This is a genomic window from Shewanella sp. DAU305, assembly GCF_026802235.1.
GTDB classification, from domain to species: Bacteria; Pseudomonadota; Gammaproteobacteria; order Enterobacterales; family Shewanellaceae; genus Shewanella; species Shewanella baltica.
The window spans coordinates 311,499-336,536 of record NZ_CP113808.1 but is presented as its reverse complement, the minus strand read 5'-3'; the positions used below and the strand labels follow the sequence as shown (position 1 = coordinate 336,536).

Sequence of the window (25,038 nt, the reverse complement as noted above, 5' to 3'; positions counted from 1 at the left end):
TCAACCTTTAACTTGATTCATTTTATGGTTAACTCGCCCTGTATCTGGGTAAGTGAAGGAGAATAATTTACCTGCAGGCCGTAACCAGCGAGGTCGCCAAGCTAAGGTTAAAGCAACGGCAAGTGCAGCTATGCCAATCATTGTTATCCAGAGCAGGCAGCCAAAGCTGGCACCGTCGCGCACCAGCGACAGTGCTAAAGATATGCTTAGCATCAAGATGCCTAGGCTGCGTAGGAGCAACACCTCCCTTTGCGTGGGTAGCGCCTTATCGAAAACAACGCGCCAATGCCGTACTTGGCTCAGGGCGAACAAAGCAAAACTAAGGTAGGCCGCGCTAAATATGGCGACTAACAGCAGGTCTTTAGGCATTAATCCTCTCCTTTTAACATCTAACTCTCACGGATAACGGATAGTTTCCGCGCTGCGTAAATGGCCATCACTGCACTAGTAACAAGCACTAAGTCTTGGGTCGCAACGGGCCAATAGGTATGGGTGAATAGGGTCTTAAGCAGATGGTCGCCTGTGGTTATCCAGTTCAGTCCCACAGCTGAGATAGCAATCAGAGCAATCGCCCAGCATTGTTCAGCCCAAGCCTTTCGGTAACCATGCTGTTTGTTTAAAAACACTCTGACCAATGCATGAAGTAAGCAAGCTAACCAGACACCAAAGAAGGCATATACCTCTAAATCGCGGCTGGAGATACCTGCAAATTGTTCTCTATTATTGAGCAAGCGATTGACCACTAAAAAAGCCCCGGTCGCAGAAATAATGCCAGTGATCGCAGCGATGTTATGTGCATTCATAAAAGATACATTGAAGCCAGTGCTGCCTTGCTTTTGGTTACGTGCCTGAGTCCAATGCAGTAGGCCAGTGGCGATTAACGCGCAAGCACCCAGCCCTGCGATAAAATAAAGCCAGCGCAGTGGCCAGTGTTTAAATTTGATGTAATGCATACCAGCAATAAAGTTAAATACATTGGTCGTCGAGGATGAGTTGAAATGTGCTAGTTCCTCTCCAGTGGCGGTAGAAAATCTCCTATTATCAATATTCTGAGATACGCTGTTATCGCCATTTAGCCTGAGTGCGACGACACCACCTGCATCTCCAGGATTGCTAACCCGAATCATATAGACAGCCCCTTGACCTAGTTCGTTTTCGGTCGCCGCAATCATAGGATCAATTGCGACAACATTGGCGGGTTGGCCTATTGCTTGTGGTCTAACGCGCCCCTGTGATTCGGCGATAAAACGGCTCCGAGCTGGACTATTGCGTGAGCCTTCTCTGGCATCGGTAATTTCGTCTTCATTTTCACTGCTAACATCTTGCTCACGTTTGCGTGAAGCTTCTCTTATTTTGGATTTGGGTCGTTCCTGCGTCACGGATGCTGGGTTGAGCTGTGCGAAAACGGCATCGGGCGCCTTGGGGAAATAGATCAAGTGCGCAATCATTAGCCCTGATAAGGTGATGACGATAGTGAAAGGCAGCAGCACAACGCCTGTGAGGTTATGAATATCGAGATTGGCTCTGCTAAAGCCACGAAGCAGCCTAAGGGTAAAGAAATCGGCAAATATTCTACGGTGTATGACAATGCCGGAAATTAACAGGCAAAGCATACCCATGCTCGCAATGCCAACCAGCAGAGCGCCAATGTTATTTTGGCGTAAGGTTAAATTGTGATGGAAGGGATAAATAAAGTTACTTGCACCTCGGGTGTTTGGAGCTGGAAGTGGTTCGAGCGTGATTGGGTGGAAACTATTTCGCTGTGCTATGTGTGACTTTGCAGAATCATAAGCCAATGTCAAAAAAGGTCTGCGCTCAGCAGGTAGCACGATAGTCCAAGCTTTTGCCCCCTCAGCTCGCTCTGCCAGTAAAGGTATAATCTCGCGGTCTACCGATAATGGCCTTGCTGTATCCATGTGGATTCGAGTGTGTGGCATCATCCAGCGATCGATTTCTTTATCGAATACTGACAGCGTGCCGGTCCAGAAAATGGCGAACAGCAAGCCGCTTAACATTAATCCTGCCCAAGTGTGCAGGAGACTCATCCGAGTACGGAATCCATCTTTCATACTAATGCTCCAATTATCCAAGCCATGAAGATGGAGAGGCCAGTCAGGCTGCTTACATTCAGCCAAGTTCGCAGGACGCCGTTACGGGAAAATGCCCACAATAGAATGAGCACTAAGTAGATAAACCCGAGCATACTGGTGACGACCACGGCATCCGTCCATGGCATGCCCATGTGGTAAAGCAGAGCTCCTGTTGTATTAACAAATTGGCCACTGGATAAATAGCACAATAAACAGATGGCGATTGAGTGTGCCACCATCCCAGTGGTGAACAGCCATTTGCCAACGGCGCTTTGATTGCCGCGCTTCGATTGATGGGACAATCGTGAGTCTTTTTCGAGCATGATATGTAGGCCCATATTCAGAATTGCGTCTTAACGCTAACGAAATAGCTACGTCCGCGCTCTGAATAGCGGTAGGCCCCAGTATCGTTATTCACTTTAAATCGTGTAGCGTCGGTGATGTTGTCTATCCCGACGTTGAAGCTAATATAGCGGTTCAGCGAATAGTTCAGACCTGCGTCCAGCGTGATCAAATCCTTGTCGCTCTTATCGACCGTGTTGCGTTCGAAGCTGACTCGGGTAATTTCGCCCTCATAATTACCTCTCAGGAATGCCGAGAGTGCATCTGTAGGTTGGTAGTCGAGCGTTATTGAGCCGTTATGATTTGGAATGCCGACGAGCGAATTTCCGTCCAGCAATGCCAAGGTGTCACCGAAAGGGCGTGGACCCGCGGGGGTATTGATGATCACGTTGTCTGCGTCAATTCGTGAATCGGTATAGGTGTAACTCGCTTTGAGCGCCAAGGTATCAGTTATGTCCCAGTGACCTTCAAGTTCGACACCGCGGATCTGTGCTCCCTTGGCATTTAGCCAAGTGGCCCAAGCTGGGCAGTCTTTGGTGCCAACGTCACCTGAAATGCAATAGGCTGGAATATATCCACCGTTACCATCGTCGAAATAGAAGGTGTTGGTGTTGAGGATTTTGTTGGAAAAGTCATTGAAAAATAGCGTTGCGCCGATATTTAGCGTGTCATCTTTAGTGTAAAGCGCGCCGATTTCATAATTCGTGCTTTGTTCTGGCTCTAAGTCCGGATTACCAACAATGACAAACTGACTCGTACCGCCGCCGCGTTGAGAGCCTGTGGTGTTATCAATCTGGTCAATCTTCGGGCTCTTGTAGCCAGTGGCGATGCCGCCTTTGAAAGTCCAGTGATCGTTATGATTGAAAACAAGATATGCTCTAGGTGAGACATGATGACCAAAGAATTCGTTATCCGTTAGTCGCGCACCAAGGGTGAGATAAAGTTTCTCTGTGAGCAGCTCCCATTCGTCTTCAGCAAAAATACTGAAATCGCTGACAGAGTGGGTGCCAAAGCTTCGGGGAGAGCCATTGCCTAAATCACCGTTAGTTAGTTTGTCGTTAGTCCATTGACCACCGAAAGTCAGAGTATGGCTATCCACACCTGTAATGAAGCGTGCATCGCTGACTTTGTTTGTTGATCCTGTAGTGAAATCAGCTGCAGCAGGATAAGTCAGTCTTTCATAATCTTCTTCATAGTATTTCAGTTCTAGTTCGCCAAGATCGAACAAGGCATTGTAGGCAATGCTCCATGCATCTCGGGTCCATTCGCGGTCAATGCTACCTCTGGCATTAGGCAGTAGCACGCCGCCAGGATTGCCAATGTAGCGCTGACTCGCCTTTGAGTAGTCGAGGATAAACTCGTGGTCGCGATTAGGCGTGATCCGCAGCTTACCGCCTAGGGTTCGCTTAGTGGATTCCTGATATCCACCGTAATATTTGTCTTCGTCCTGTACGGCTTGATTTCCCCAAATGGAAGCACCAAGCAGATCTTTAACCAGTGGCCCCGAAATATAGATATCCTGTTGGTTTTGATTCCCCATAGCGCTGCTGTCTGGCACGCGCAAACTATAGCCCGCGCTGGCACTCCAATGTTCGGGTGTTTTTTTGGTAATGATATTGATGATGCCGCCCATTGCATCGCTACCGTAGAGAGAACTCATAGGTCCACGAACCACTTCGACGCGCTCAATCGACGCAACGGGAGGGATAAAATTGCTATCGAGATCTTCGTTGTTCAATCCTCGCGGATTTCCCGTGTCCGAGCGTACCCGCTTGCCGTCAACGAGCACTAACGTATAACCCTTCTCCATGCCGCGTATGGATATTCCGCTCTGTGCGCCAGAGCCAATCACATTGACACCGGGAATTTCCCGCGCGATATCTTGCAGTGAATTAAATTTGCGTTGCTCTAGATCCTTGCCTGAAAGCACACTAATGCTCGCTGGCGCATTTTTGATATCCTGTTCATAACCCGCAGCGCTGATAACCGTTATGGGTGCCAACACTATTGCGGCGGTCGCCTTGCCGAGAATATATTGCCCCTCAAGGCGCGATGTGACCTGTAAACCCGTCCCCGCCAGTATCTTTTGCAAGCCTGCTTCAATCGAGTATTGTCCCTCTAGCCCTAAGCTGGTTTTACCCCGAGTGAGTGCTGAAGATATCGATAGATCAATATTCGCGGCTAGAGCAAAGCTGTTGAGTACAGCATCGAGCGTACCCGCTTTAATTTGATAATGTTGTAGCTTGTTGATTTGTCTTGCATCAACATCGACAGTTTGAGCCTGTGATGGCTGTGATGCTGTAATGCTTAAGATTACGGTGAAGCTCAGGCCCATAAGGGACAAGTAGTTAGCGCGGTATTTTTTTGGTCGCGAACGGCCAAATTCAACGGAATGCATAGAGAGTCCCAAGGGGGAAAGTTAATAGGTTCTATCTACTATTCCGAACGAGATCGCAAAACCCGTAAAAATTTTTGAAAATAATTTTCAGCGTTAAGGTTTTAGCGGGCTGGGATCACTTTGACCCAGTAAGCGGTGCGATATTGCAGTTCTACTGACAGGCTGCTTGCAAGGCTTTGTAGGGCAAGGTCGGTATCTTGCAGAGAAAATACGCCGCTGATGGTCAAATTGGCCACGGCACTATCGTATAGCGTGAAGCCGGGTCGATAGCGGCCGATCTCCTCGATAAAATCCGCTACCCGCATCCCTTCTGCCACTAGCTTGCCATGGCGCCAACTGATGGCTGCGTTTTGTAGCGGTTTAGGAGGCGCAATCATTGTCTTATCAAATCGAGTTTGTTGGCCTGCATCCACTCGTTGTGGCTTACCACCACTGGCAGCATAAGCTTCTACTGCGCCGTCGATTACGGCTACACGGGCATAGTATTCGTATTGGCGGATGCAGAACTCAGTACCTAACGCGATTAGTTGGCCAAAGTGAGTGGTGACTAAGAATTGGCGACGGGGAGATTCATGACCCGTTTTGATCAAAATCTCTCCTTGATGGAGTTGTATTTGCCGTTTCTCTGCCGAGAAATCCACATCCACCGCAGAATCTATGTTCAGTGTTAAGCGGGTGCCATCTTCAAGAGTAAAGGTGCGAGTCTCGTTTGCGCCAGTGCGGTATTGAGCCTGCAGGCTCCGGCCAAGTCGAGTCTGTGACGCGCCAAGCCAAGTCGCGGTGACGCCAATCCCTGCCAGCGCTAAAACATTGAGGAAACGCCGACGTGATACGACGGACTGGCTAACTTTTTCAAGCACTTGGATGCCTGTACCCTTAGGTAAGGAGGCGAACTTGCCAGTGATCTGGCACATGCGTTGCCATGCTTGTTCGTGAAGTGAACTTTGGTCACGCCATTGTTGGCAGTTAATACTATCCTGCTCGGTAGCGTCATCCGCCAACAGGCGGGCCATCCATCCAGCCGCCGCTTCAATGGCATTGCTGTCGTTTTCCTGCCCGATATTCTCGGCCCCGGATTGATTGGCAGGCATGACTAATAGGATTCCAGCGCGAGGCAGCAGGCCGCTAAGCCTCGCGCAACATACTTTTCTACCGATGAAACAGAAACTGATAGTTGCTTAGCAATGTCGGCATAGCTTAAACCCTCTATCTGGCGCAGTAACAGCGTCAAGCGCACATTATCCGGCAAGTTATCGAGCATAACGGCAATTTCAGCGAGTGTTTCAATGATGACATGATGGATTTCTGGCCCAGGAATGAATGTTTCTGGCATCAAGCTCAAACTTTCTAGGTAGGCTTCTTCAATCTTCTGCCGACGATAAGCGTCAATCATCAATCCTTTGGCAATGCGGGTTAAAAAACGCCGAGATTCGCCTGAAGGCGGTAAATTTCCGGTTTTTAACAAACGTAGAAATGTATCTTGGGCTAGGTCGGCCGCTGTTTCTGAACAACCCACGCGTGAGTATAGCCAGCCGCGTAGCCAAAACTGGTTATCTCTATATAGGTTATTGATAGGAGAAGAAATATTGACCGACGTCATACGGTATAGGCAAGAATATTAATAATGCTGTAATGATATTGATTATCATTTGGTAGGTCAAGTTTTGTGTCATTACGCCCATGAGATTACCTGCTTATGCATAGCGAGAATCATGGCGGAAATAAGCTGTAATCCTGTTTTATGCAACTTTCGATCAAAAGGATTCGCCTATCTTTTTGTGTTTTTGACTGGCTCAACTAAACTTGAGCCTTATCTCTATAGGACTACCGATTATCTTTTTGAAAAATATGGTGATTCATTAATTGATATAAAAACATCTTGTTAGGTTTAGCTTGCTGGTGGTTTGACTTAGTTTCTAAGTGAATAAAAAGAAAGTTGGAATATTTTAGGAGAAATTGATGAGTAAGTTTCTGCTGTTCCTGATTTTAACTATGAGTGCCTTTGTTTCGGCTGCAAACCAAGATGTTCTTATCGGTAGCGGAGAATGGTCTCCGTATGCTGGCGCTAAATTGAAAGGATTGGGTTTTTTAAACGATGTGGTCACAATCGCTTTTGAGCAGGAAGGAATTACCGCAAAATTCGAGTTTAAACCTTGGGCTCGTATTGAAGTCGAGACCGGTAATGGGTATTTTCTCGCGTCACCCGGTTGGTCCATTCAAGAAGATCGTAAAGCCCAATATCTGTTCAGTAAGAAACCGATAATCGTTTCTCGCAGCGTATTTATTGAACGAATAGATAGTCAGTTTGATTGGAAGATCATGAGTGATCTTAAACAATTTACTATCGGGAGCAACCGAGCCGATTACTATGTTAAAGCATTGACTGAGATAGGAGTTAAAGTTCAAGAGTTAAACGAATACCCACAGGGAATCAAGATGCTACTTGCTAAACGTTTTGACGCGTTCCTTGTAAATGAAGCCGTGGGGCTGAAACTGATACGCGATTTATCTGCTGAAGAACAAGCTAAAATTCAAATTCACCCTTTAGCGTATGATGAAAATTTCTCCTTCCTCATGTTTTCTAAAAATTACCCTAATGTCGAAGCTCTTGTCGAAAAGTATGATTCTGGCTTTGAAAAAATACAGAAATCAGGGCTATATCAAACAATGGTTCAAGATTTATATAAAGGTAAATATGATTGATTAGATTGGTATTTTCGTAAAATCCATCAAGGAATATAGGGTAGAGTAGTTCATTGAGCCTATTTGCTAATGTTACTTTGATAATTGTTGTATTTTTTCATGTTCCGCATAAAATTTAAGTTGCGATTGACGTGTTTTCACTATTTAAACTTATATACTGACCTTTAATTACAGCGTCGGCTTTATTCATTTTTCAGTGGTGGGTATTGTTGCCGATAAAGTTTAATCAATAATATTCAGTTGGTTAGGTGTCAATCCCCAATATTATATTCTATTAATCGCAAATATTGTTATGTTTGACTACAATTCTCGACTTCGCTAAAGTCGCCATCTGATTAGATTTTTGGTTATCTGCAATGTTGTACATCCTATTCAAGAAATTTGTCAGGAGACTGTGCTCCGCGCACTAACACGATGAAGTGTTGCTCGGAGCTTGATGTTTTCTGAATCTTCATCAGCTACAAGGTGATTCCCTGTCTTTAAGTGGAAGGGGTTCTTGTATCTGAACATTGCAGAAACTTGGCCGACGATGATGCTTCATCGTCGGCTTTTTTGTTTCTGATAAAAATCAGAAGCAAAGTTTCAATGTTTCTTGAAACGAGGGGCCGGTATATCAACTGCCGCCCCTCGTTTTTTTTGGATGTAATACAATGAGTTTACTCAAAGTTCATAATCTAACTTATCACATTGGTGATAAAACCTTGTACCAGAATGCTGATTTCAATCTCTTTCCCGCTGAGCATGTTGGGGTAACGGGGAGTAATGGCGTCGGTAAAAGTACCTTACTTAAATTACTGCAAATACAGTTACTGCCAGACGGTGGCGATATCATTTGGCAACCCTCTGTGAAAGTGGGGTATCTGGACCAACACGCCCAAATGGATGCCCAGTTTCGGGTACGTGACTACCTCAAAACCGCCTTTTCTGAGCTGTACTTACTTGAAGCAGAAATGATGGCGATATACGCCTGCGCCGAAAAAAGCGCAGATGATAGCTACCTTGTGCGCGCCGCTGATATTCAGACCCAGCTCGAGAGCCAGTCATTTTACCAAGTTGATAACCATATCGACGCGGTCGCAGACGGACTCGGCATCACTCAGTTTGGTATGCACACAAGGCTTGGCGAGTTAAGTGGTGGACAGCGTCATAAGGTGATGTTGGCGTCGTTGCTGTTGATGTCACCGGACGTGTTATTACTGGATGAGCCAACCAACTATTTAGATAGTGTTCATATTCAATGGTTAGCCGACTACCTTACTGATTTTAATGGTGCCTTTATGGTGGTGTCGCACGATCACGCCTTTTTGAATCGTATTGCCACTAGTATTTGCGACATAGATAGACAACAGATCCGCAAATACAAAGGTAATATCGATAAGGCTATGGCGCAAAAAGTTAGCGATGGTGCGGCTCATGCTAAGCAATATCTGGCGCAGAAAAAACACATCGATAAACTGGAGCAGTTCATTGCGAAAAATGGCGCTGGCGTCAATGCCAGCATTGCCAATGGTCGTAAAAAACAGCTAACCCGCATAACGAAGCTCGCCGCGCCGGAATTAGATAAGCCAATATCGATAGCGTTTAAACATACGACCCATAATGCCCAGCAAGTGCTGAGTGCAACTGACCTGCTAATTGGTTATTCGCGGCCACTGCTCCCCACCATCGCACTTAACATTAGCCGCGGCGAAAAGGTGCTGATCACAGGTTTTAACGGCATAGGTAAATCTACTTTGTTGAAAACCTTGGTGGGTGAGTTGGCGCCAGTTGCTGGGCAGATAGCAATTTCTACGGGGGTCAAACTTGGCTATTTTGAGCAGGAATTACATTGGCCATATCCAGACGCCACAGCAGCCAATCTCATTAAATCTGCATGTGGTGGGCTCGATGATAAAGCGGTCAGACAACAATTAGCCCAGTTTGGGGTGTCAGGAAAACTCGCTATGCAGCCTATTCGTACCCTTAGTGGCGGTGAGCAAACGAAGGTTAAGCTTTGCCGATTGGCACAAAATCCGACTAACTTGTTAGTCCTGGATGAGCCTACAACACATTTAGATGTCACTGTAAAAGCAGCACTTAAGCAGGCCTTGATTGAATACTCCGGGACTATCATTGTGGTGTCTCATGAGCGTAGTTTTGTCGCCGACTGGCCAGACAGAATTGTGGACATTCAAGCCATTATCACCGCACAAGATGCTGAAACTATTTAGGTTATCAAACCATGTTATTAAAAGTTTTATTATTTTTCATTGCTTTTTTAGTCGGTGCAGATGAGCTGATGCTAGGGCCAATCTTAGTACCTATTGGTTATGATTTAGGAGTTCAACCTGAACGCGTGACCTTATTCATTACCGCCTATAGCGTGGCGCTGGCGATAGTGGCACCAGCACTGGGCGTGTTATCTGACCGCCTTGGACGCATGCGAGTGATGTTACCTGCAGCCTTATTGTTTGGCGCGGCTTCTATCGCAACCGGATTGGTTAGCTCATTTGAGTGGGGGCTGACGACACGGGTACTGACGGGTATTGCTAGCGCAGGCATGTTACCGATTGCTTTTGCGATGGCCGCAGATGCTTCAACTAACGCTAGTAATGATGCGATGACGCGTATCGCATGGGTTCAATCAGGGCTGACGCTTGGTATGATCTCTAGCCCAGCGCTTGGGGCATTATTGGCTGAATGGCTCTCTTGGCGCGCCGCGTTTATGGTACTTGGCGTGTGTGCTTGGTGTGTGGCTGGGGCGCTCGCCGTGGTTTTCGTTAGTAGTAAAACTGTTGAAGCTCCCGCTATCCATGATGGCGATGAAAAGGTCACTAAAATCTGGGCTATTCCGGGTGCTACTGGCGCCTTGCTGGCGATGTTTTTCGGCCTTGGCGGAGGCATCGGGTTATTCAATTTAATTGGGCAGCATTTACGCGACACGTTAGGCATGAGTATTTGGTCCGTGGGTGTTATGTATGCTGTGTTAGGGGGGAGTAGCGTTATCGGCAATATGTTAATGCCGCGCGTGGCGGGCCGACTTGAAAGCGGCCGCCAAGTTATGCGACTGGCGTTAATTGTGTGCCTTATTGTCAGCATTGGGTTTTATCTGTATCCCGCGCAGCAACTATTAGTGCTGATATTACCGTTAGTCATGTGGTCGCTAGCGGGTGGCGTCGGTTCGCCAGCATTACAGAGTTATATTGCGCAACTATCTAACGCGCATCGCGGCATACTGATGTCGCTCGCCATGACTATGATGCACCTCGGGGTGGCTATCTGGTCTGGCGTAGCGGGATTTGCTTATAGTGTTGGACCAATAGGTATGGCCATTCTTGCTACTTTGTTATTTGGTGCCGCCATCGCTGTGTTACGCCCTGTGAAACAGGCTCAATAGCCGCGAATAAAAAGACGCACTAATTTTTATCATGGTTTACAACCGATTGATTATGGATAGTTTAAAAATGAAACAAGTACACTTTGAAAATCCTGATGTAGTCCGCCGTTATGCCCAGGGCCCAACGGCATTTGTGCCAGCCTATGAGCAGATGCAGCGCATGACGGCTCAGCTTATAAAAGAAGGTATAGGTGAAGTTGGCGAGCTGCTTGTGCTTGGCGCGGGCGGCGGATTCGAGCTCGAGGTCTTTGCTTCGCTACAATCTCAATGGCGTTACATTGGCGTAGATCCAGCTGCAGAAATGTTAAACGCTGCCAAGGCGCGCCTCGCTGCTATCGATGCGAGTGAGCGAGTGAATTGGCATCATGGTTATATTACAGATGCCCCAGAAGGTCCATTTGATGCTGCAAGCTGTTTGCTCACGCTACACTTTGTCGCTGACGATGGTAGTAAGTTGCAAACTCTGCTAGAACTTAAAAAACGCCTAAAGCCTGGCGCGCCGTTTGTGCTGGTCGATTGTTGTATTGATATCTCATCACCAAGCGCTGAATTAATGTTGGCACGCTATCGAGATTTTGCGCTGGGTTCTGGTGCCGATCCGGAGCAGGTCAGCACCACCTGTGATCGCTTAGTCAATGTGCTAAAAATGGTCAGTCCGGCGCGTAACGAGGCGCTACTTAAGAGTGCGGGCTTTACCGATGTAGAGCTTTTTTATGCGGGCCTTTCATGGCGTGGTTGGCGTGCAACGGCTTAGTCATTTTCTAAACGTGTAACTTAACTAACCATCATAGCTTTGCAGCGGCGGGCTATGGTGGTTAACATGTCGGCTGGCATAGCTCATATCGATATTTCAGCTTTATGGGCTATTTTCTTTTTGATACCCACTTATGACTTTTATATGAAACTCATTCCTCTGCTAAAACAACCGCGTATTCACTGACTATTCTAATGTGAAACTTCTCATAACATGATGTCTTATATTTATTATTTTGTTTATAAAGAGGATTTGCAATGCAGAACAAGCATTGGTCAAAAGTTCAGTTATTGCATGAGGTGGTCACCAATCCCAATATCATAGTCAAAGGTCAGCATAGCTATTACAGTGATTGCTGGGATGCTGGCTTTGAGGGATCCGCAGTGAGATATCTTCATGGTGATGAAGTGAGCCGTGAGTGGGAGCCTAAGTGGCCTATCGATAAACTATATATCGGGAACTATGTGTGTATCGCCGCCGAAGTTGTGATCTTAATGGGTGGAAATCATACGCATAGAGCGGATTGGTTTTGTTTATATCCCTTTATGGATTTCATCGAGGAGGCCTATGTAGGCAAAGGCGATACTCATATTGGTGATGGGGCTTGGTTAGGTATGAGATGTATGCTGATGCCTGGGGTGACGATAGGTGAAGGTGCGGTTGTTGCCGCAAATAGTGTCGTCACTTAAAATATCGAACCCTACAGTATTGTGGCGGGATCACCTGCGAAATTAATCAAGTATCGGTTTGATAAAGACGTCAGTACTGAGTTACTGGCGTTAAAAATCTACGATTGGCCTGCCGAAAAGTTTGAAAGCTTAAAGCGGTATTTGTGTTCGGCGGATTTTGACGCGCTCAGCAAAGCGATCACTCTCTATGACCAATCCATACATCAAAGCAAATAACCGTTAGTCCCAAAGTGAAAGGTCGCGCTCAGTCGAGTCCTTTCACTTATTCTGCCTTAAATCTACTTTTTGGCGTTTTGGCTAATTCGGCCAGTTCTTCGATGATCACCCGTAGCTTGGGTTGGAGGTAAGGGGTTTTAAGCCAAATAAGGTGGATAGGTGTGTCGTCACTGGCGAGTTCGTCCAGTACTGAGATGAGTTCACCGGTTTTAAGATAGTCCTCAACTAGCCATATAGGCACTTGCGCTAAACCTACTCCCGCCAGTGTGGCCGCTAAAATGGCTTCGCAATCAGCGATTTCGTGGCGCACTGGAATATCATAGGCCTCGATGATCCCATCCTCATTTTTAAGTAACCAGCGATGTTGCTGCCCGAGCGGCCAGCCAACAATGCATTGGTGCTGGCTAAGATCTGCTTTGTCTTTTGGTGTGCCAAGTCGAGCAAAATAGGCAGGAGATGCGCAGATCACTCGGCGTTGTTCCCCTAATCTACGGGCGACTAAATCCACAGTGTCGCCGAGTTGTCCGACACGCACTGCCAAATCAATGCCGTCACTGAATAAGTCGGTCGTTCTATCGTTGAAGGTGATAGATAACTCGAGCTTGGGATATTTTTGCGATAGTGATAATAGGGTTGGCAGTATATATCGCCGCCCAAAAGTGACGGGTAAATCCACTCGCACTCGACCTGAGGGAATTTGTTGTTCGCTGCCGAGTCGGCTTTGTGCATTGTCTAGGATTGCCATGGCATTTTGGCAATCTGTGAGGTACGAATCGCCATCATTGGTTAAGCTCACCCGCCTTGTGGTGCGATGCAGCAGCTTAGTGCCTAAGCGGTTTTCTAATCGCACTATGCTTTTACTGAGCGCCGAACCTGTCATGCCTAACGCCTGCGCCGCTAAGGTAAAACTGCCGAGTTGTGCAACTGTGACAAAATGACGTATCTCAACAAATTGATTATTTATCACGGCAATTAATTCCTTCAAGGACTTAGTGATGGTCATTTTAGTGACTTAATCATGGGAAGTGAATCGCGTAAGCTACTACCACAGTATGAAAATGAGCGTTAATAACTGGTCAATGGCTAATTTATGATTGATAAGTAACGTTTTCTATACCATAAATTTTTTATCCCTATTGAGTGAGCTAACTATGAAATCGTCGAATAATCTGCAAGGTAAAGTGGCTTTTGTACAAGGTGGTAGCCGTGGTATCGGCGCTGCCATCGTTAAAAGATTGGCGAGTGACGGCGCCGCAGTTGCCTTTACCTATGTGTCATCTGAAGCCCAATCACAATTGCTGGTGGATGAAGTTATATCGCAGGGTGGTCAAGCCATTGCCATTAAGGCTGACAGTACTGAGCCAGAGGCGATCCGTCGTGCCATTCGCGAGACCAAAGCACATTTCGGTGGCTTAGATATAGTGGTTAATAATGCGGGCACGCTGATTTGGGATAGTATCGAAAATCTGACGCTAGAAGACTGGGAACGAACAATTAACACTAACGTGCGCAGTGTGTTTGTGGCGAGCCAAGAAGCCGCGCTGCACATGAATGACGGCGGCCGCATCATCAATATCGGTAGCACTAACGCTGAGCGTATTCCGTTTGTAGGTGGTGCGATTTACGGCATGAGTAAATCGGCATTAGTCGGTTTAGCCAAGGGATTAGCGCGGGATTTAGGCCCACGTGCGATTACGGTGAACAACATTCAGCCAGGCCCTGTGGATACCGATATGAATCCTGATAACGGCGATTCATCTGAGCCAATCAAGGCGATGGGTGCTCTGGGTCGTTATGGTAAAGCCGAAGAGATCGCCAGCTTTGTCGCCTTTATCGCGGGTCCAGAAGCGGGTTACATCACTGGTGCGAGTTTGATGATTGATGGTGGGTTTTCAGCATAAGCTTTGTCTGTATCTATTTTTCAGGCAAGCCAAAATAATTTGCTTGTTGATGAACTATTGTTACAATCCGCCGGTCTTATCTTCAGCTATCTGTTGAAAGACACTCATTTTTTATCTTTATTATCAAAGAATAAGACGAAGAGAAATCCAAATTTTTACGTTATTGACTAAGAAAACAGGCAACTTATGGGGCGTGATGGTGTTTACCATTCTGACCTTGTTCTGTTTGACTCAAAACAGTGGAATACTTAACTTGTTGCTCAAGGAGTCGAGCGCGCAAGCGATGTCGGCTACGTCTTTTTCTGGTGCTGGTTTTGGTGCCAACTCAGTTTTAAACTCAAGTTCAGCTTTAAACAGCAGCTCAGCTTCAAGCAATATGGCGAGTCACGTCGATGCCCAAGTGGCGGGTACTGAGCTGGTCAAAAGCGAGTCTAAAAAATGTGAATTGTCTGAGAAATCGATCCGAACCTGTATCGATGCTCCGAGTTCCATTCCATTTCTTATCCTGTTGTTCCTGCTGCCGTTACTTCCCCGCGCCTCCCGCGTGATAACACTGTTACCCATACAAGGTTATCAGGCTAAACCTAGGCGAATACACCTCACTCTCTGTCGCTTTCAAGAATAGAAATAATTTACTTATCAAACTGATAGGTGAGTTTATTCTGGCGCCCATTCTCTAGCTCGATAGTTGGCTTTTCTTACCCGTTTACCGGTTGAAAGGACCATTACCCAGCTGCAGAACGTCCGCTTTACATATCCTATCTCAGATCAAATTTCTTGAATTAAGCCTGCTATCACACTGATTTTTCTTAAGCCATCACGCCCTTTGTAATGGGGGCAGAGTTAAGCAGTAAAGCAAGCATTTACAGGGCATAACGAACGGTTCATGCCAATGGGGACAAAATGAGTACATTAAAATCCATGTTAACCAGATTCTGGATACTCGCCTTGATAGTGACGAGCCCGTCGCTCATGGCGGCATCGACAGGATGGTTAGTTAACGATAATCACCCGCCAGCCAAAGTACGTTTTATGCTGACGGGCGAAGTTGATCCCGCAACGAACACTTTGCCCGCTGTGCTTGAAGTACAACTCGAGGGCGATTGGAAAACCTATTGGCGCAGTCCTGGGGAAGGCGGTATCGCGCCTACCATCAAGTGGGATGGCTCTCGCAATCTACAGCAAGTGGATTGGAGGTGGCCTGCGCCAGAGGAATTCTCATTATTGGGATTACAAACCTTTGGTTACAAAGGTAATACCACCTTTCCCTTAACCTTGAAAGTCGATGATATCGCTGCCCCAACCCAGTTGCGTGGCAAAGCGACCTTGTCGACTTGTACCACTATCTGTGTTCTGACGGATTATCAGATTAGTCTTGATTTCACGCCCAATGCGCTGCAAGCAGATACCGATGCCATGTTGGCTTACAACAAGGCTGTGTCACTTGTGCCACAAAAAGTGTTGACCCAAGAGGGCCAGAATCCTGCCATGACAATGGGTTGGGATGCCGCCAAAGGTCAACTTGAAGTCAGACTCAATGATGCCAACTGGCAGAGTCCAACCGTGATTATCGATGGCGAGCCAGATACCACATTCAAGCTAGTGAGCTTAAAACCAAACGAAAGTGATGCTAACGGCAAGCAATTGGTCGGTATTTTCACTGGTCAAAGTTGGCTGGGTGAGCCTGAAGTTTTGGGTAAATCGCTGAACATGACTGTCGCCGATAGCGAGCGAGCGTTGGAATACAGCGCCGAAGTTAAGCCTGTGGTGATTACCCAAGCAAGTACCTCGATATTTGGCATGATTTTGTTAGCGCTTATCGGTGGTTTGATCTTAAACGTCATGCCCTGCGTGTTACCCGTTCTCGGCATGAAGCTCAGTTCAGTGGTTGCTGCGCCTGATCTGAAGCGTAATCAAATCCGCCAACAGTTCATCGCATCAGCGCTGGGGATATTGGCCTCATTCTGGTTACTGGCTGGCTTTATCTTAATGCTTAAGCTCACGGGTCAAGCGATTGGTTGGGGTGTGCAGTTCCAAAGCCCTTGGTTTATCGGCTTTATGGCGCTGGTGACCACAGTGTTTGCCTTCAATATGTTAGGTGTGTTTGAGATCAACTTACCCTCTAACGTGCAAACCAAGTTGGCGACAACGGGCGGCAATAATAACAGCGGTCATTTTTTACAGGGCATGTTCGCCACGCTGCTGGCGACACCGTGCAGTGCACCATTTTTGGGGACTGCGGTCGCTTTCGCCTTGGGCGCCGATGTACTTAGCCTGTTTGCCATCTTTACCGCGTTGGCCGTGGGTATGGCGTTCCCTTGGTTGATTGTGGCGGCATTTCCGCAAGTGGCGGGTTATTTCCCTAAACCCGGTCGCTGGATGAATACAGTCAAAGTGTTTTTCTCCGGCATGTTGCTCATCACCAGTTTGTGGCTCATTAGCCTGTTGGCCAGCTTTATTGATGTGCTCTACCTGTGGCCGTTAGCGGGTGCCATTACACTGATATTTATGGTGTTTATGGCTAAAAAATATGGCGCGATTGCTATTGTGAGCTGCTTAGGTATCGGCATTTTACTGTCGGCGGTTATTGCATTTATGACTGCGAACCAGTGGGCTAAACCTTTACCTGCGGATCTTGCTTGGACGCCATTGGATCAAGCATTGATTAATCAGCAGGTGGCTCAGGGCAAGACAGTATTTGTCGATGTGACGGCTGATTGGTGCATTACCTGTAAGGCCAATAAAGTTGGCGTGATCTTGCAAGATCCAGTCTATAGCCTGTTGCAACAGCCGCATATTTTGCCGATGAAGGGCGATTGGACTACGCCTTCTGAGCCCATTACTCACTACCTGCAAAGCCATAATCGTTTTGGAGTGCCATTCAACGTGGTTTACGGCCCGGGTGCGCCGCAAGGGATTGAGTTACCGGAAATTCTATCGACTGACCTTGTGCTTGCTGCGATTGAACAGGCCTCAGCGTCCCCTGAAAAGTCATCCGTAGCGGCAGGGAAATAACGCTAACGACCAGCCATTCACTCGGATATATCACTCGGCAATATCACTGGCGAGTCTCATTCAATAGCGAGTCGAGTGACACTCAACAAATACTCAGGTCAGGAAGCCCCTGACCTGAAACAATGGACATCGATTATGAAACAGACAATTGAAGCACACAACATCACTGAATCAATGCAGAATACTCAAGTCAACGGAGGCACCAAAATGTCGAAATTTAGTTCTTTATTCAAACATCGCAAGTTGCAGATGTTTGCTGTCTCGGGTGTCGCCAAGGCCATGCTTGTGGTTTCCTTGCCTTCGGTGAGCACTATGGCCTATGCCAAGGACAGCAGTTTATCGGCGGCGCAGCAGCAAGAGGTGCGAGCGATTCTTAAAGATGCCTTGATCAATGATCCTGACCTTATGAGGGAAGCGATTATTGCGTGGCAAGCAAGGGAGCAAGAGGGGGCAAATACAGCCATGCAAACCAATCTTGTGACCCATCATAAAGCTATGTATGAGACCAAAAGCGATCCGTGGAAGGGCGCTGCGACACCTGAGATTGAGATGGTGTACTTTACCGATTTTAACTGCCCATACTGCAAGAAAATCGAGCCTTCGCTGAACCAGCTGATTGAAGAATTTCCTCAGTTAAAAATCATAGTCAAAATGGTGCCGCTGCAGGGCGAAGGCTCCAAAATGGCGGTCGATTTTGCCCAAACGGTTTGGTTAAACGAGCCTGAAAAGTATCTTAAGGTGAAGGATATGTTGATGTCGAGCCCGCGTGGACTCGATGCCGCCGCCATCGCTAAGGTCGCTAAACTGACGGCAACCGAGCGCTGGGTGGGTAACACAGATGAGCGCGTCGCTAAAATGGTCGATGATAATGTTAATTTAATGAATGAGTTAGGCATAGGTGGCACGCCAAGTATGATAGTGGCCGATACGCTTATTCCAGGATTAGTGCCTTACGAAGTGTTAAAAGAGCAGCTTGAAGCCGCGATTGCCGCTAAAGATAAGACGCAGAAGAGCAGTTAAGATGCAGCCAAAGGAAACTGAAAATATGAGCGCCGAACAAGTTTCGATATCTTTACCTAAACGCATATTGGGCTGGATTAAGCAGCTGGCACTTTTGCTGCTCATTGTCATTATCGTGACCAGCGTGATGGACATCTGGCGTGGCAAAGATATCCCACGGGATAATTTGCCGCAGCTACAAGGGACGACCTTGGCTGGGGAGACGCTTGATATTGCCATGCTCAGCCAAGATCAGGCGGTATTAGTGTACTTCTGGGGCACTTGGTGTCCTGTGTGTAATTTTGTCAGCCCAGCGGTCAATCAAATGTCGGCCTATTACCCTGTGGTGACGGTTGCCATGAGTTCGGGTGAGGATGAGAAACTGAGAAAATATCTTCAGCATCAGGATTATGGCTTTGACACAATTAACGATAGTGACAGCAAGATTGCCCGTGATTGGTCATTGCAGGCGACGCCAACCATTATGATCTTTAAAGATGGCGAGTTAAAACACTACACGACTGGCTTTACTAGTCTGCCCGGTATGTGGTGGCGAATGATGTTCACTTAGAAGTTATACATCAGGGGCTGTTTTAAGGGAGAAAAAAAGCGCTAATCTAGGTTAGCGCTTTTTATTATCAACTTATTTCAGGACTAGGCAACTAGCTGAAAGCTTAGGGTTTACTTCACTAAGGTGAGCAGTGGCGCCTGACTCACGACTTGGAAGTCGAGCGCCATAGTCACACTGAGCGCCGTAATAGTGATGATTGAAAAACCAAACACTTGGCGAGCCCAGCGTTGCATGTCGACGCCGTGGCGATAACCTTTTAATGCCATGGCAAGCCACCACAGGCTGGTGGCGCAGGTGACCGCCATAAAGGCAATACCTGTGTAACCCGCGAGTGGCAACAGTGCACTGACTAAGGCGAACACGGCAATATAAAGCACGATATGCAGTTTTGCTTTGGTCATGCCTTCTGCAACCGGTAGAACAGGAATATTGGCTGCCGCATAGTCATTAAAACGGAAAATCGCGATGGCGTAAGAATGTGGCATCTGCCATAGACTGAACATCAACAGCAAAATAGCCGCGCCCATGTCCATTTGCCCTGTCACACTGCAATAGCCAACCACGGGCGGTACTGCGCCCGAGAAGCTGCCAACTAAAGTGCCATACACTGAGTTACGTTTCATGTAGAGGCTATAAACCCCCACATATACTATGTAACCAATAACGGCAAATAGCAGGGCTAATGCATTGGTAAACAAGGCTAAGATGCTAAAGCCCAACACGCCTAAGGCGAGTCCAAACGCGAGTACGTTACCCACGGCAATTTCGCCCGTGACGGTCACGCGTTTGCAGGTTCGCTGCATCTTGGCGTCGATATCACGGTCAATACAGTTATTGATTGCGCAACCCGAGGCTACGACCAAGGACAATCCTACTAAGCTCGCTAGCATCAAGACCAGATTTACGTCGCCTTTGGCGGCTAATAAAAAACCGCCAGCAACGGAAATCAGATTCCCGAAAATGATGCCAGGCTTAGTCACCTGTACATACCCTTTGAAGCGTGCTTTCCATTGCGGTGACATAAATCTGTCTTGTATTTGCATAGACTGTTTCTCGTTACATCATCAAAGCGTTGGCTTCGAGTATGATCCACACCGACAGGCCGACTACCATGACAATAATCAGGGCAGTAAACAGGAAGGAGAAGGTGTTTACTTTGCCTTCTTTCGAGAAATCTAAGTGTAAGAAGTACTTAAGATGTACCACTATCTGCACTATCGCCATCACTAGCACTAAGCTAAGGGTGGTCGCTTTCTCGAAGTGATGGGTCATTACGGCCCAAAACGGAATGGCGGTTAATACCACTGACAGCACAAAGCCCATTAGATATGACTTAATGCTCGCGGCCAGATCGTCAGTGCCATGGTTAGGCTTATCAGTATGACTATGTGCGCTCATTAAAGTGCTCCCAATAAATACACGACCGTGAATACACAAATCCACACTATGTCGAGGAAATGCCAGAACAAGCTTAAGCAGCTCAGGCGGGTGATGCTGCGATTACCTAAACCGGTTTTCGCCACTTCAATCATCATGATCGCCATCCAAATCAGACCTGCGGTCACGTGCAAGCCGTGCATACCGACAAGGGTGAAGAAGGACGACAGGAAAGCGCTACGCTGTGGGCCATTGCCGTGTTCAATCAGGTGATGGAATTCATAGACTTCCATCCCGATAAACACGCAACCGAGGGCGAAGGTGACGAGTAACCAAGCCAAGGTCGCGGCTTTGTTGTGGCGCTTAGCAAAAATCAGCGCCATGCCATAGGTAATACTACTAACGAGCAGGGCGGCAGTTTCAATCAGCACAAAGTCCAATTCGAAAATGTCTTTACCCGAAACGCCACCGTCCGTGTTCATGTAGAGCACGGCATAGGTTGCGAAAACCGAGGCAAACAAAATGCAGTCGGTCATCAGGTAAATCCAAAAACCAAACAGAGTGTTGCCACTCGTGTCATGGTGTTCGTGGTGATCTTCTGCGTGAGCTACTTCTACATCTGCTGGGATTGCAATACTCATATCAGCCCCTTACTACATTGTTTAAGTGGGCATTTTCAATGCGGGCCACTTCATCGGGTTGCACGTAATAGTCGACGTCATTGTTATAAGCACGGAACAGGAACACCACGAAAGCGCCCACTAAACCCACAATGGCTAACCACAGGATGTGCCAAATAGCGGCAAAACCAGCGGCAGTGATCCCCAGCGCCATTAAGATACCGCTTGGGGTATTTTTCGGCATATGGATAGCTTGGTAGTGTTTTTGACGTTGATAAGCCACGCCTTTTTCTTTCGCATCGGTAAAGGCATCGATATCAGCAACCTGTGGCAGCTTAGCGAAGTTATAGAACTGTGGTGGAGAAGCGGTTGACCACTCTAAAGTATGGCCATTCCATGGATCGCCCGTGGTGTCGCGGTTTTGGTCGCGGTCACGGATACTCACGTACAGTTGGATAAACTGCAGAATGATACCGACCATGATGATGCAAGCACCCACGGCGGCTAAGTAGATCCACACGTTCCACGCTGGGTTATCAATGTGGTTGATACGGCGTGTCATACCCATAAAGCCCAGTACGTACAGCGGCATAAAGGCCACATAGAAACCGATTTGCCAGCACCAGAATGACGCTTTACCTAAACGCTCATTCAGGTGGAAACCTGTCGCTTTCGGGAACCAGTAAGCAAAACCTGCTAAGTAACCAAATACCGCACCACCAATAATAGTGTTATGGAAATGCGCGATTAAAAACAAACTGTTATGTAGAACGTAGTCGGCACCTGGTAAGGCTAATAACACACCTGTCATGCCGCCTATGGTGAAAGTCACCATAAAGCCTAACGTCCACAACACAGGTACCGTTAAACGTAGGCGGCCACGGTAGATAGTGAACAACCAGTTAAACAGTTTTACCCCGGTTGGAACCGCAATCACCATAGTCATCACCCCGAAGAAGGCGTTGACGTTGGCACTTGAGCCCATGGTGAAGAAGTGGTGTAACCAAACGATGAAACCTAGAATTGAAATCGCACCACTCGCCCACACCATAGAGGTGTAACCGAACAGACGCTTAGAGGTAAAGGTTGAGATCACATCGGAGAAAATACCAAAAGCAGGCAAAATCAGGATGTAAACTTCAGGATGTCCCCACGCCCAAAACAGGTTGATATACATCATGGCGTTACCGCCACCGTCATTGGTGAAGAAGTGGAAATCCATGTAACGGTCGAGTGTCAGCAGGGCTAACACAGCGGTTAAGATTGGGAATGACGCGACGATCAATATGTTCGCCCAAGTACAAGTCCAAGTGAAGATTGGCATTTGCATCAGCTTCATGCCTGGGGCACGCATCTTCAGTACGGTGGCGATAAAGTTCACCCCGGTTAAGGTCGTCCCTATGCCCGAAATCTGCAGTGCCCAGATATAGTAATCGACCCCAACTCCCGGACTGTAAGCCAGCTCTGAGAGTGGTGGATACGCTACCCAACCTGTTTTAGCAAATTCACCTAAACCCAAAGAAATATTGATCAACACAGCGCCAGAGGCGGTAAGCCAGAAGCTGAGGTTGTTCAAGAATGGGAAGGCAACGTCGCGGGCACCAATTTGCAGCGGCAACACTAAGTTCATCAGACCTATCATAAATGGCATCGCCATAAAGATAATCATGATCACGCCGTGGGCGGTGAAGATTTGGTCGTAATGTTCAGGCGGCAGATAACCTGCGGCGCCGTTGGTGGCGAGTGCTTGCTGGGTACGCATCATAATGGCATCGGAGAAGCCACGAATGAGCATCACCAAAGCTAACACTATGTACATGATACCGAGGCGTTTATGGTCAACTGAGGTTAACCAGTCGTTCCAAAGTACGCTCCATTTTTTGTGTTTAGTGATCAAGGCTGCGATATACAAACCTACCACTGCGACGACCGCTAAGGTCACCATGATGATAGGCTCGTGATACGGAATCGCATCTAAGCTTAATTTACCGAGAAATGACATGATTACTCCGCCTCCACTTTTTGAGTGGATGAGTGCTCTAAGGATAAAGGTTCTGTGGATGAGTCCTGTGTTGATGACGGTACAGAAGGTGTTGAGCTATCCATGTCGGCCATGTTCTGTGTATTTTCCATCGCGTGCTCGCCTGCCATATGTGCCATGTCGTGCATACCTTTCATGTCTGCCATGTCAGATGTATGCTCAGTGCCCATAGGTTCCATGCCTGCGTGCATGTCCATTCCTTCGTGACCTTTCATGCCGTCATGTGAGTCCATGTGCATGTATTGCATCACGATTTGGTCAAACATCCCTTTGCTCACTGAGCCAAAGTATTCAACCGGATTGTATTCACTCGGTTTAGCCAGTGTGGCGTAGGCCGCTGAGTCCAATGTCTTGCCCTGTTGTTTTAACTTGGTAACCCATGCATCGAAGTCGGCAGGTGTCTGAGTGGCAATCGCTTTAAACTTCATGCCCGCAAATCCGGCGCCGCTGTAGTTAGCCGAGATACCATCGAAGGTGCCTGGCTCGTTAGCGATCAAATGCAATTTAGTGGTCATGCCCGCCATAGAGTAAATCTGGCTGCCTAACTGAGGGATGAAGAAGGAGTTCATCGCAGTGTCAGAGGTGATCTTAAAGTTCACTGGCACATTGGCTGGAAACGCCAACTCATTGACCGATGCCACGCCTTGTTCTGGATAAATGAATAACCATTTCCAGTCCAGCGACACCACTTCAACCGTGACGGGTTTAGCTTCGTGCACTAAAGGCTTATATGGATCAAGATCATGGGTCGAACCCCAAGTGATCACACCTAGCACTATTACGATCACAATCGGCACTATCCACACTACGGTTTCAATCGCCGTTGAGTGTGCCCATTTAGGCGCATAGATTTCTTGATCACGGCCATCGCGATATTTCCACGCGAAGTACAATGTCATGGCAATCACAGGGATAACAACAATCAGCATGAGTAGGGTGGCGACGATAATCAGGTGTTTTTCATCGATACCGATTTGGCCCTTAGGGTCCAACACACCGCCATCACAACCCGCGAGCGTGAATGCTATTGCCGCGATTGCCGCTTTACTTAATTTTCGAATTAACAAAGGAAGATTCCTCTAACCCTAAGGTTTACAACTCTGCCAAGCGTGAACCGGCAGTCGCACTAAGCGGCGTTATCTGAGCGCAAATCCTGAAACCCAAGAGGAATGACACAAAATGTGCCGCCATCCCGACGAAATCGAAGAGCAGCTTTCAGCGCTTAATGCTTAATTTTAATTTAAAAACAGAGGGTTAAAATGGCGGGGCGCGACAACCGTGGGCGGTATGTTCGAGTGATTTTAGCCTTGGGGGTGCTAAAAAAAGTGAAGCGTTAGTTAAATCGAGATTATTGAAAAATTTGAAGCAGCAGTCGATTAAATGCCATAACTGCAGAATAACGAGGGGGTTGAGCAATAACAGGCTGAGCAGACTGGCGCCGATAAACTCGACTAAAAAGCCATTGCTGAGGCTGATGAGTTCACTAATATCGACACAACCGCCGATCAATACGTACAAAACGTCAGCTACAGGCAGCACAAACAATAACCCGAAAAACAGGGTTAGGTTTGTCATGCTAAAGGTTGAAAACCGAATAATCAGGTTCAATCTTTCAGCAATGAATTGGCTAAGAGCTAATTTCAATTAACGGGTCCGGTTGAACGGGAAAGGGAGTCAGTTGGCAGAACAAAAAATATTCAGCATGCAACTTTTTTATGCGGCAGGAGGATACCAAGAAGCGGCTATTGAATGAAAGCGGATCCCCGCGGTAAAAGGGCTTAAGCGTTAAAAAAACCTTAATTAAAACCAAATAAAATCAATAAATTTACAAAATTAACCAAAATTTAACTGATTTGGTTCTCATAAAATAAAAATGTGTGAGGCGCTTCATTTATTCGCTTTGGCTAAAGTTGATGTGTTGGCGACGGTATGGCGTGGATTGATCC

The 25,038-nt window shown here is 47.2% G+C and carries 22 protein-coding genes and 1 pseudogene; 10 read left to right on the top strand and 13 right to left on the bottom strand.

Annotated elements, in window-relative coordinates:
• From OX890_RS01390 to OX890_RS01365, 6 genes are all read right to left on the bottom strand, one after another.
• A complete protein-coding gene (locus OX890_RS01390) occupies positions 1-369 on the bottom strand; it encodes a DUF3325 domain-containing protein (protein WP_268649977.1) in 369 nt (122 codons plus the stop codon).
• 20 nt (positions 370-389) lie between these two features.
• Positions 390-2,069: a PepSY-associated TM helix domain-containing protein gene (locus OX890_RS01385; protein ID WP_268649976.1), complete on the bottom strand. Its 1,680-nt coding sequence runs from the start codon at positions 2,067-2,069 to the stop codon at positions 390-392.
• A complete protein-coding gene (locus OX890_RS01380; RefSeq protein ID WP_014358124.1) occupies positions 2,066-2,428 on the bottom strand; it encodes a hypothetical protein in 363 nt (120 codons plus the stop codon). The genes OX890_RS01385 and OX890_RS01380 overlap by 4 nt, the downstream gene beginning before the upstream one ends.
• A gap of 2 nt (positions 2,429-2,430) precedes the next feature.
• Positions 2,431-4,830, bottom strand: a complete 2,400-nt coding sequence (locus tag OX890_RS01375) for a TonB-dependent receptor (protein ID WP_268649975.1) — start codon at positions 4,828-4,830, stop codon at positions 2,431-2,433.
• A gap of 101 nt (positions 4,831-4,931) precedes the next feature.
• Entirely contained in the window at positions 4,932-5,921 is a 990-nt protein-coding gene (locus OX890_RS01370) for a FecR domain-containing protein (RefSeq protein ID WP_268649974.1), read from the bottom strand.
• Between the two features lie 2 nt (positions 5,922-5,923).
• Positions 5,924-6,430, bottom strand: a complete 507-nt coding sequence (locus tag OX890_RS01365) for a sigma-70 family RNA polymerase sigma factor (protein ID WP_012090589.1) — start codon at positions 6,428-6,430, stop codon at positions 5,924-5,926.
• Between the two features lie 359 nt (positions 6,431-6,789).
• On the opposite strand from OX890_RS01365, the gene OX890_RS01360 reads away from it, so the two are divergent.
• The 5 genes and pseudogenes from OX890_RS01360 (at position 6,790) to OX890_RS01340 (ending at position 12,568) form a co-directional block, all read left to right on the top strand.
• The gene (locus OX890_RS01360; protein WP_259214297.1) at positions 6,790-7,533 is read left to right on the top strand and encodes a substrate-binding periplasmic protein; all 744 of its coding nucleotides are present in this window, start codon (positions 6,790-6,792) and stop codon (positions 7,531-7,533) included.
• A gap of 650 nt (positions 7,534-8,183) precedes the next feature.
• Positions 8,184-9,743, top strand: a complete 1,560-nt coding sequence (locus OX890_RS01355) for an ABC-F family ATP-binding cassette domain-containing protein (RefSeq protein WP_063882156.1) — start codon at positions 8,184-8,186, stop codon at positions 9,741-9,743.
• A gap of 11 nt (positions 9,744-9,754) precedes the next feature.
• Positions 9,755-10,909, top strand: a complete 1,155-nt coding sequence (locus OX890_RS01350; protein ID WP_014620492.1) for an MFS transporter — start codon at positions 9,755-9,757, stop codon at positions 10,907-10,909.
• 67 nt (positions 10,910-10,976) lie between these two features.
• Positions 10,977-11,663 carry a class I SAM-dependent methyltransferase gene (locus OX890_RS01345; protein WP_014358122.1) on the top strand — a complete coding sequence of 229 codons (687 nt, stop codon included), beginning with the start codon at positions 10,977-10,979 and terminating at the stop codon, positions 11,661-11,663.
• A 257-nt stretch (positions 11,664-11,920) separates the two neighbouring features.
• A pseudogene (locus OX890_RS01340) lies at positions 11,921-12,568 on the top strand (CatB-related O-acetyltransferase).
• A 46-nt stretch (positions 12,569-12,614) separates the two neighbouring features.
• Here OX890_RS01340 and OX890_RS01335 read toward each other — a convergent pair.
• Positions 12,615-13,535 (bottom strand): LysR family transcriptional regulator, encoded by a 921-nt coding sequence (locus tag OX890_RS01335; RefSeq protein ID WP_268649973.1) that lies wholly within the window; start codon positions 13,533-13,535, stop codon positions 12,615-12,617.
• 184 nt (positions 13,536-13,719) lie between these two features.
• On the opposite strand from OX890_RS01335, the gene OX890_RS01330 reads away from it, so the two are divergent.
• The 5 genes from OX890_RS01330 to OX890_RS01310 all read left to right on the top strand — a co-directional run bounded on the left by OX890_RS01330 (position 13,720) and on the right by OX890_RS01310 (position 19,054).
• The gene (locus tag OX890_RS01330) at positions 13,720-14,469 is read left to right on the top strand and encodes a 3-oxoacyl-ACP reductase family protein (RefSeq protein ID WP_012090585.1); all 750 of its coding nucleotides are present in this window, start codon (positions 13,720-13,722) and stop codon (positions 14,467-14,469) included.
• A 196-nt stretch (positions 14,470-14,665) separates the two neighbouring features.
• On the top strand, positions 14,666-15,094 hold the full coding sequence (locus tag OX890_RS01325; protein WP_310473101.1) for a hypothetical protein: 429 nt from the start codon (positions 14,666-14,668) through the stop codon (positions 15,092-15,094).
• Between the two features lie 278 nt (positions 15,095-15,372).
• Positions 15,373-17,484: a protein-disulfide reductase DsbD family protein gene (locus OX890_RS01320; protein WP_268649971.1), complete on the top strand. Its 2,112-nt coding sequence runs from the start codon at positions 15,373-15,375 to the stop codon at positions 17,482-17,484.
• Between the two features lie 135 nt (positions 17,485-17,619).
• Positions 17,620-18,504 carry a DsbA family protein gene (locus OX890_RS01315; protein ID WP_268649970.1) on the top strand — a complete coding sequence of 295 codons (885 nt, stop codon included), beginning with the start codon at positions 17,620-17,622 and terminating at the stop codon, positions 18,502-18,504.
• A 25-nt stretch (positions 18,505-18,529) separates the two neighbouring features.
• Positions 18,530-19,054 carry a protein disulfide oxidoreductase gene (locus tag OX890_RS01310; RefSeq protein WP_268649969.1) on the top strand — a complete coding sequence of 175 codons (525 nt, stop codon included), beginning with the start codon at positions 18,530-18,532 and terminating at the stop codon, positions 19,052-19,054.
• A gap of 110 nt (positions 19,055-19,164) precedes the next feature.
• Here the strand turns inward: OX890_RS01310 and cyoE are convergent, their stop codons facing one another.
• The 6 genes from cyoE to OX890_RS01280 form a co-directional block, all read right to left on the bottom strand.
• Positions 19,165-20,097, bottom strand: coding sequence for a heme o synthase (cyoE, locus tag OX890_RS01305; protein WP_006079488.1), 933 nt, complete (start codon positions 20,095-20,097; stop codon positions 19,165-19,167).
• A 13-nt stretch (positions 20,098-20,110) separates the two neighbouring features.
• Complete coding sequence (gene cyoD, locus OX890_RS01300) at positions 20,111-20,452, bottom strand: cytochrome o ubiquinol oxidase subunit IV (protein ID WP_259566140.1); 342 nt, start codon at positions 20,450-20,452, stop codon at positions 20,111-20,113.
• Positions 20,452-21,072 carry a cytochrome o ubiquinol oxidase subunit III gene (cyoC, locus tag OX890_RS01295; protein ID WP_268649968.1) on the bottom strand — a complete coding sequence of 207 codons (621 nt, stop codon included), beginning with the start codon at positions 21,070-21,072 and terminating at the stop codon, positions 20,452-20,454. The genes cyoD and cyoC overlap by 1 nt, the downstream gene beginning before the upstream one ends.
• A 1-nt stretch (position 21,073) precedes the next feature.
• Positions 21,074-23,053, bottom strand: coding sequence for a cytochrome o ubiquinol oxidase subunit I (gene cyoB / locus OX890_RS01290; RefSeq protein ID WP_006079491.1), 1,980 nt, complete (start codon positions 23,051-23,053; stop codon positions 21,074-21,076).
• Between the two features lie 2 nt (positions 23,054-23,055).
• Positions 23,056-24,159 (bottom strand): ubiquinol oxidase subunit II, encoded by a 1,104-nt coding sequence (cyoA, locus tag OX890_RS01285; protein WP_268649967.1) that lies wholly within the window; start codon positions 24,157-24,159, stop codon positions 23,056-23,058.
• A gap of 187 nt (positions 24,160-24,346) precedes the next feature.
• Positions 24,347-24,736: a hypothetical protein gene (locus tag OX890_RS01280; RefSeq protein ID WP_006079495.1), complete on the bottom strand. Its 390-nt coding sequence runs from the start codon at positions 24,734-24,736 to the stop codon at positions 24,347-24,349.
• Positions 24,737-25,038 lie beyond the last annotated feature (302 nt).

Coding starts and splice junctions, on each gene's coding strand:
- OX890_RS01310 (WP_268649969.1), top strand. CDS start 18,530: ATGAGCGCCGAACAAGTTTCGATATCTTTACCTAAACGCATATTGGGC.
- OX890_RS01345 (WP_014358122.1), top strand. CDS start 10,977: ATGAAACAAGTACACTTTGAAAATCCTGATGTAGTCCGCCGTTATGCC.
- OX890_RS01325 (WP_310473101.1), top strand. CDS start 14,666: ATGGTGTTTACCATTCTGACCTTGTTCTGTTTGACTCAAAACAGTGGA.
- OX890_RS01390 (WP_268649977.1), bottom strand. CDS start 369: ATGCCTAAAGACCTGCTGTTAGTCGCCATATTTAGCGCGGCCTACCTT.
- cyoD (WP_259566140.1), bottom strand. CDS start 20,452: ATGAGCGCACATAGTCATACTGATAAGCCTAACCATGGCACTGACGAT.
- cyoB (WP_006079491.1), bottom strand. CDS start 23,053: ATGTCATTTCTCGGTAAATTAAGCTTAGATGCGATTCCGTATCACGAG.
- OX890_RS01370 (WP_268649974.1), bottom strand. CDS start 5,921: ATGCCTGCCAATCAATCCGGGGCCGAGAATATCGGGCAGGAAAACGAC.
- OX890_RS01320 (WP_268649971.1), top strand. CDS start 15,373: ATGAGTACATTAAAATCCATGTTAACCAGATTCTGGATACTCGCCTTG.
- OX890_RS01355 (WP_063882156.1), top strand. CDS start 8,184: ATGAGTTTACTCAAAGTTCATAATCTAACTTATCACATTGGTGATAAA.
- OX890_RS01365 (WP_012090589.1), bottom strand. CDS start 6,430: ATGACGTCGGTCAATATTTCTTCTCCTATCAATAACCTATATAGAGAT.
- OX890_RS01330 (WP_012090585.1), top strand. CDS start 13,720: ATGAAATCGTCGAATAATCTGCAAGGTAAAGTGGCTTTTGTACAAGGT.
- OX890_RS01375 (WP_268649975.1), bottom strand. CDS start 4,830: ATGCATTCCGTTGAATTTGGCCGTTCGCGACCAAAAAAATACCGCGCT.
- OX890_RS01315 (WP_268649970.1), top strand. CDS start 17,620: ATGAAACAGACAATTGAAGCACACAACATCACTGAATCAATGCAGAAT.
- cyoE (WP_006079488.1), bottom strand. CDS start 20,097: ATGCAAATACAAGACAGATTTATGTCACCGCAATGGAAAGCACGCTTC.
- OX890_RS01350 (WP_014620492.1), top strand. CDS start 9,755: ATGTTATTAAAAGTTTTATTATTTTTCATTGCTTTTTTAGTCGGTGCA.
- OX890_RS01360 (WP_259214297.1), top strand. CDS start 6,790: ATGAGTAAGTTTCTGCTGTTCCTGATTTTAACTATGAGTGCCTTTGTT.
- cyoC (WP_268649968.1), bottom strand. CDS start 21,072: ATGAGTATTGCAATCCCAGCAGATGTAGAAGTAGCTCACGCAGAAGAT.
- OX890_RS01385 (WP_268649976.1), bottom strand. CDS start 2,069: ATGAAAGATGGATTCCGTACTCGGATGAGTCTCCTGCACACTTGGGCA.
- OX890_RS01380 (WP_014358124.1), bottom strand. CDS start 2,428: ATGGGCCTACATATCATGCTCGAAAAAGACTCACGATTGTCCCATCAA.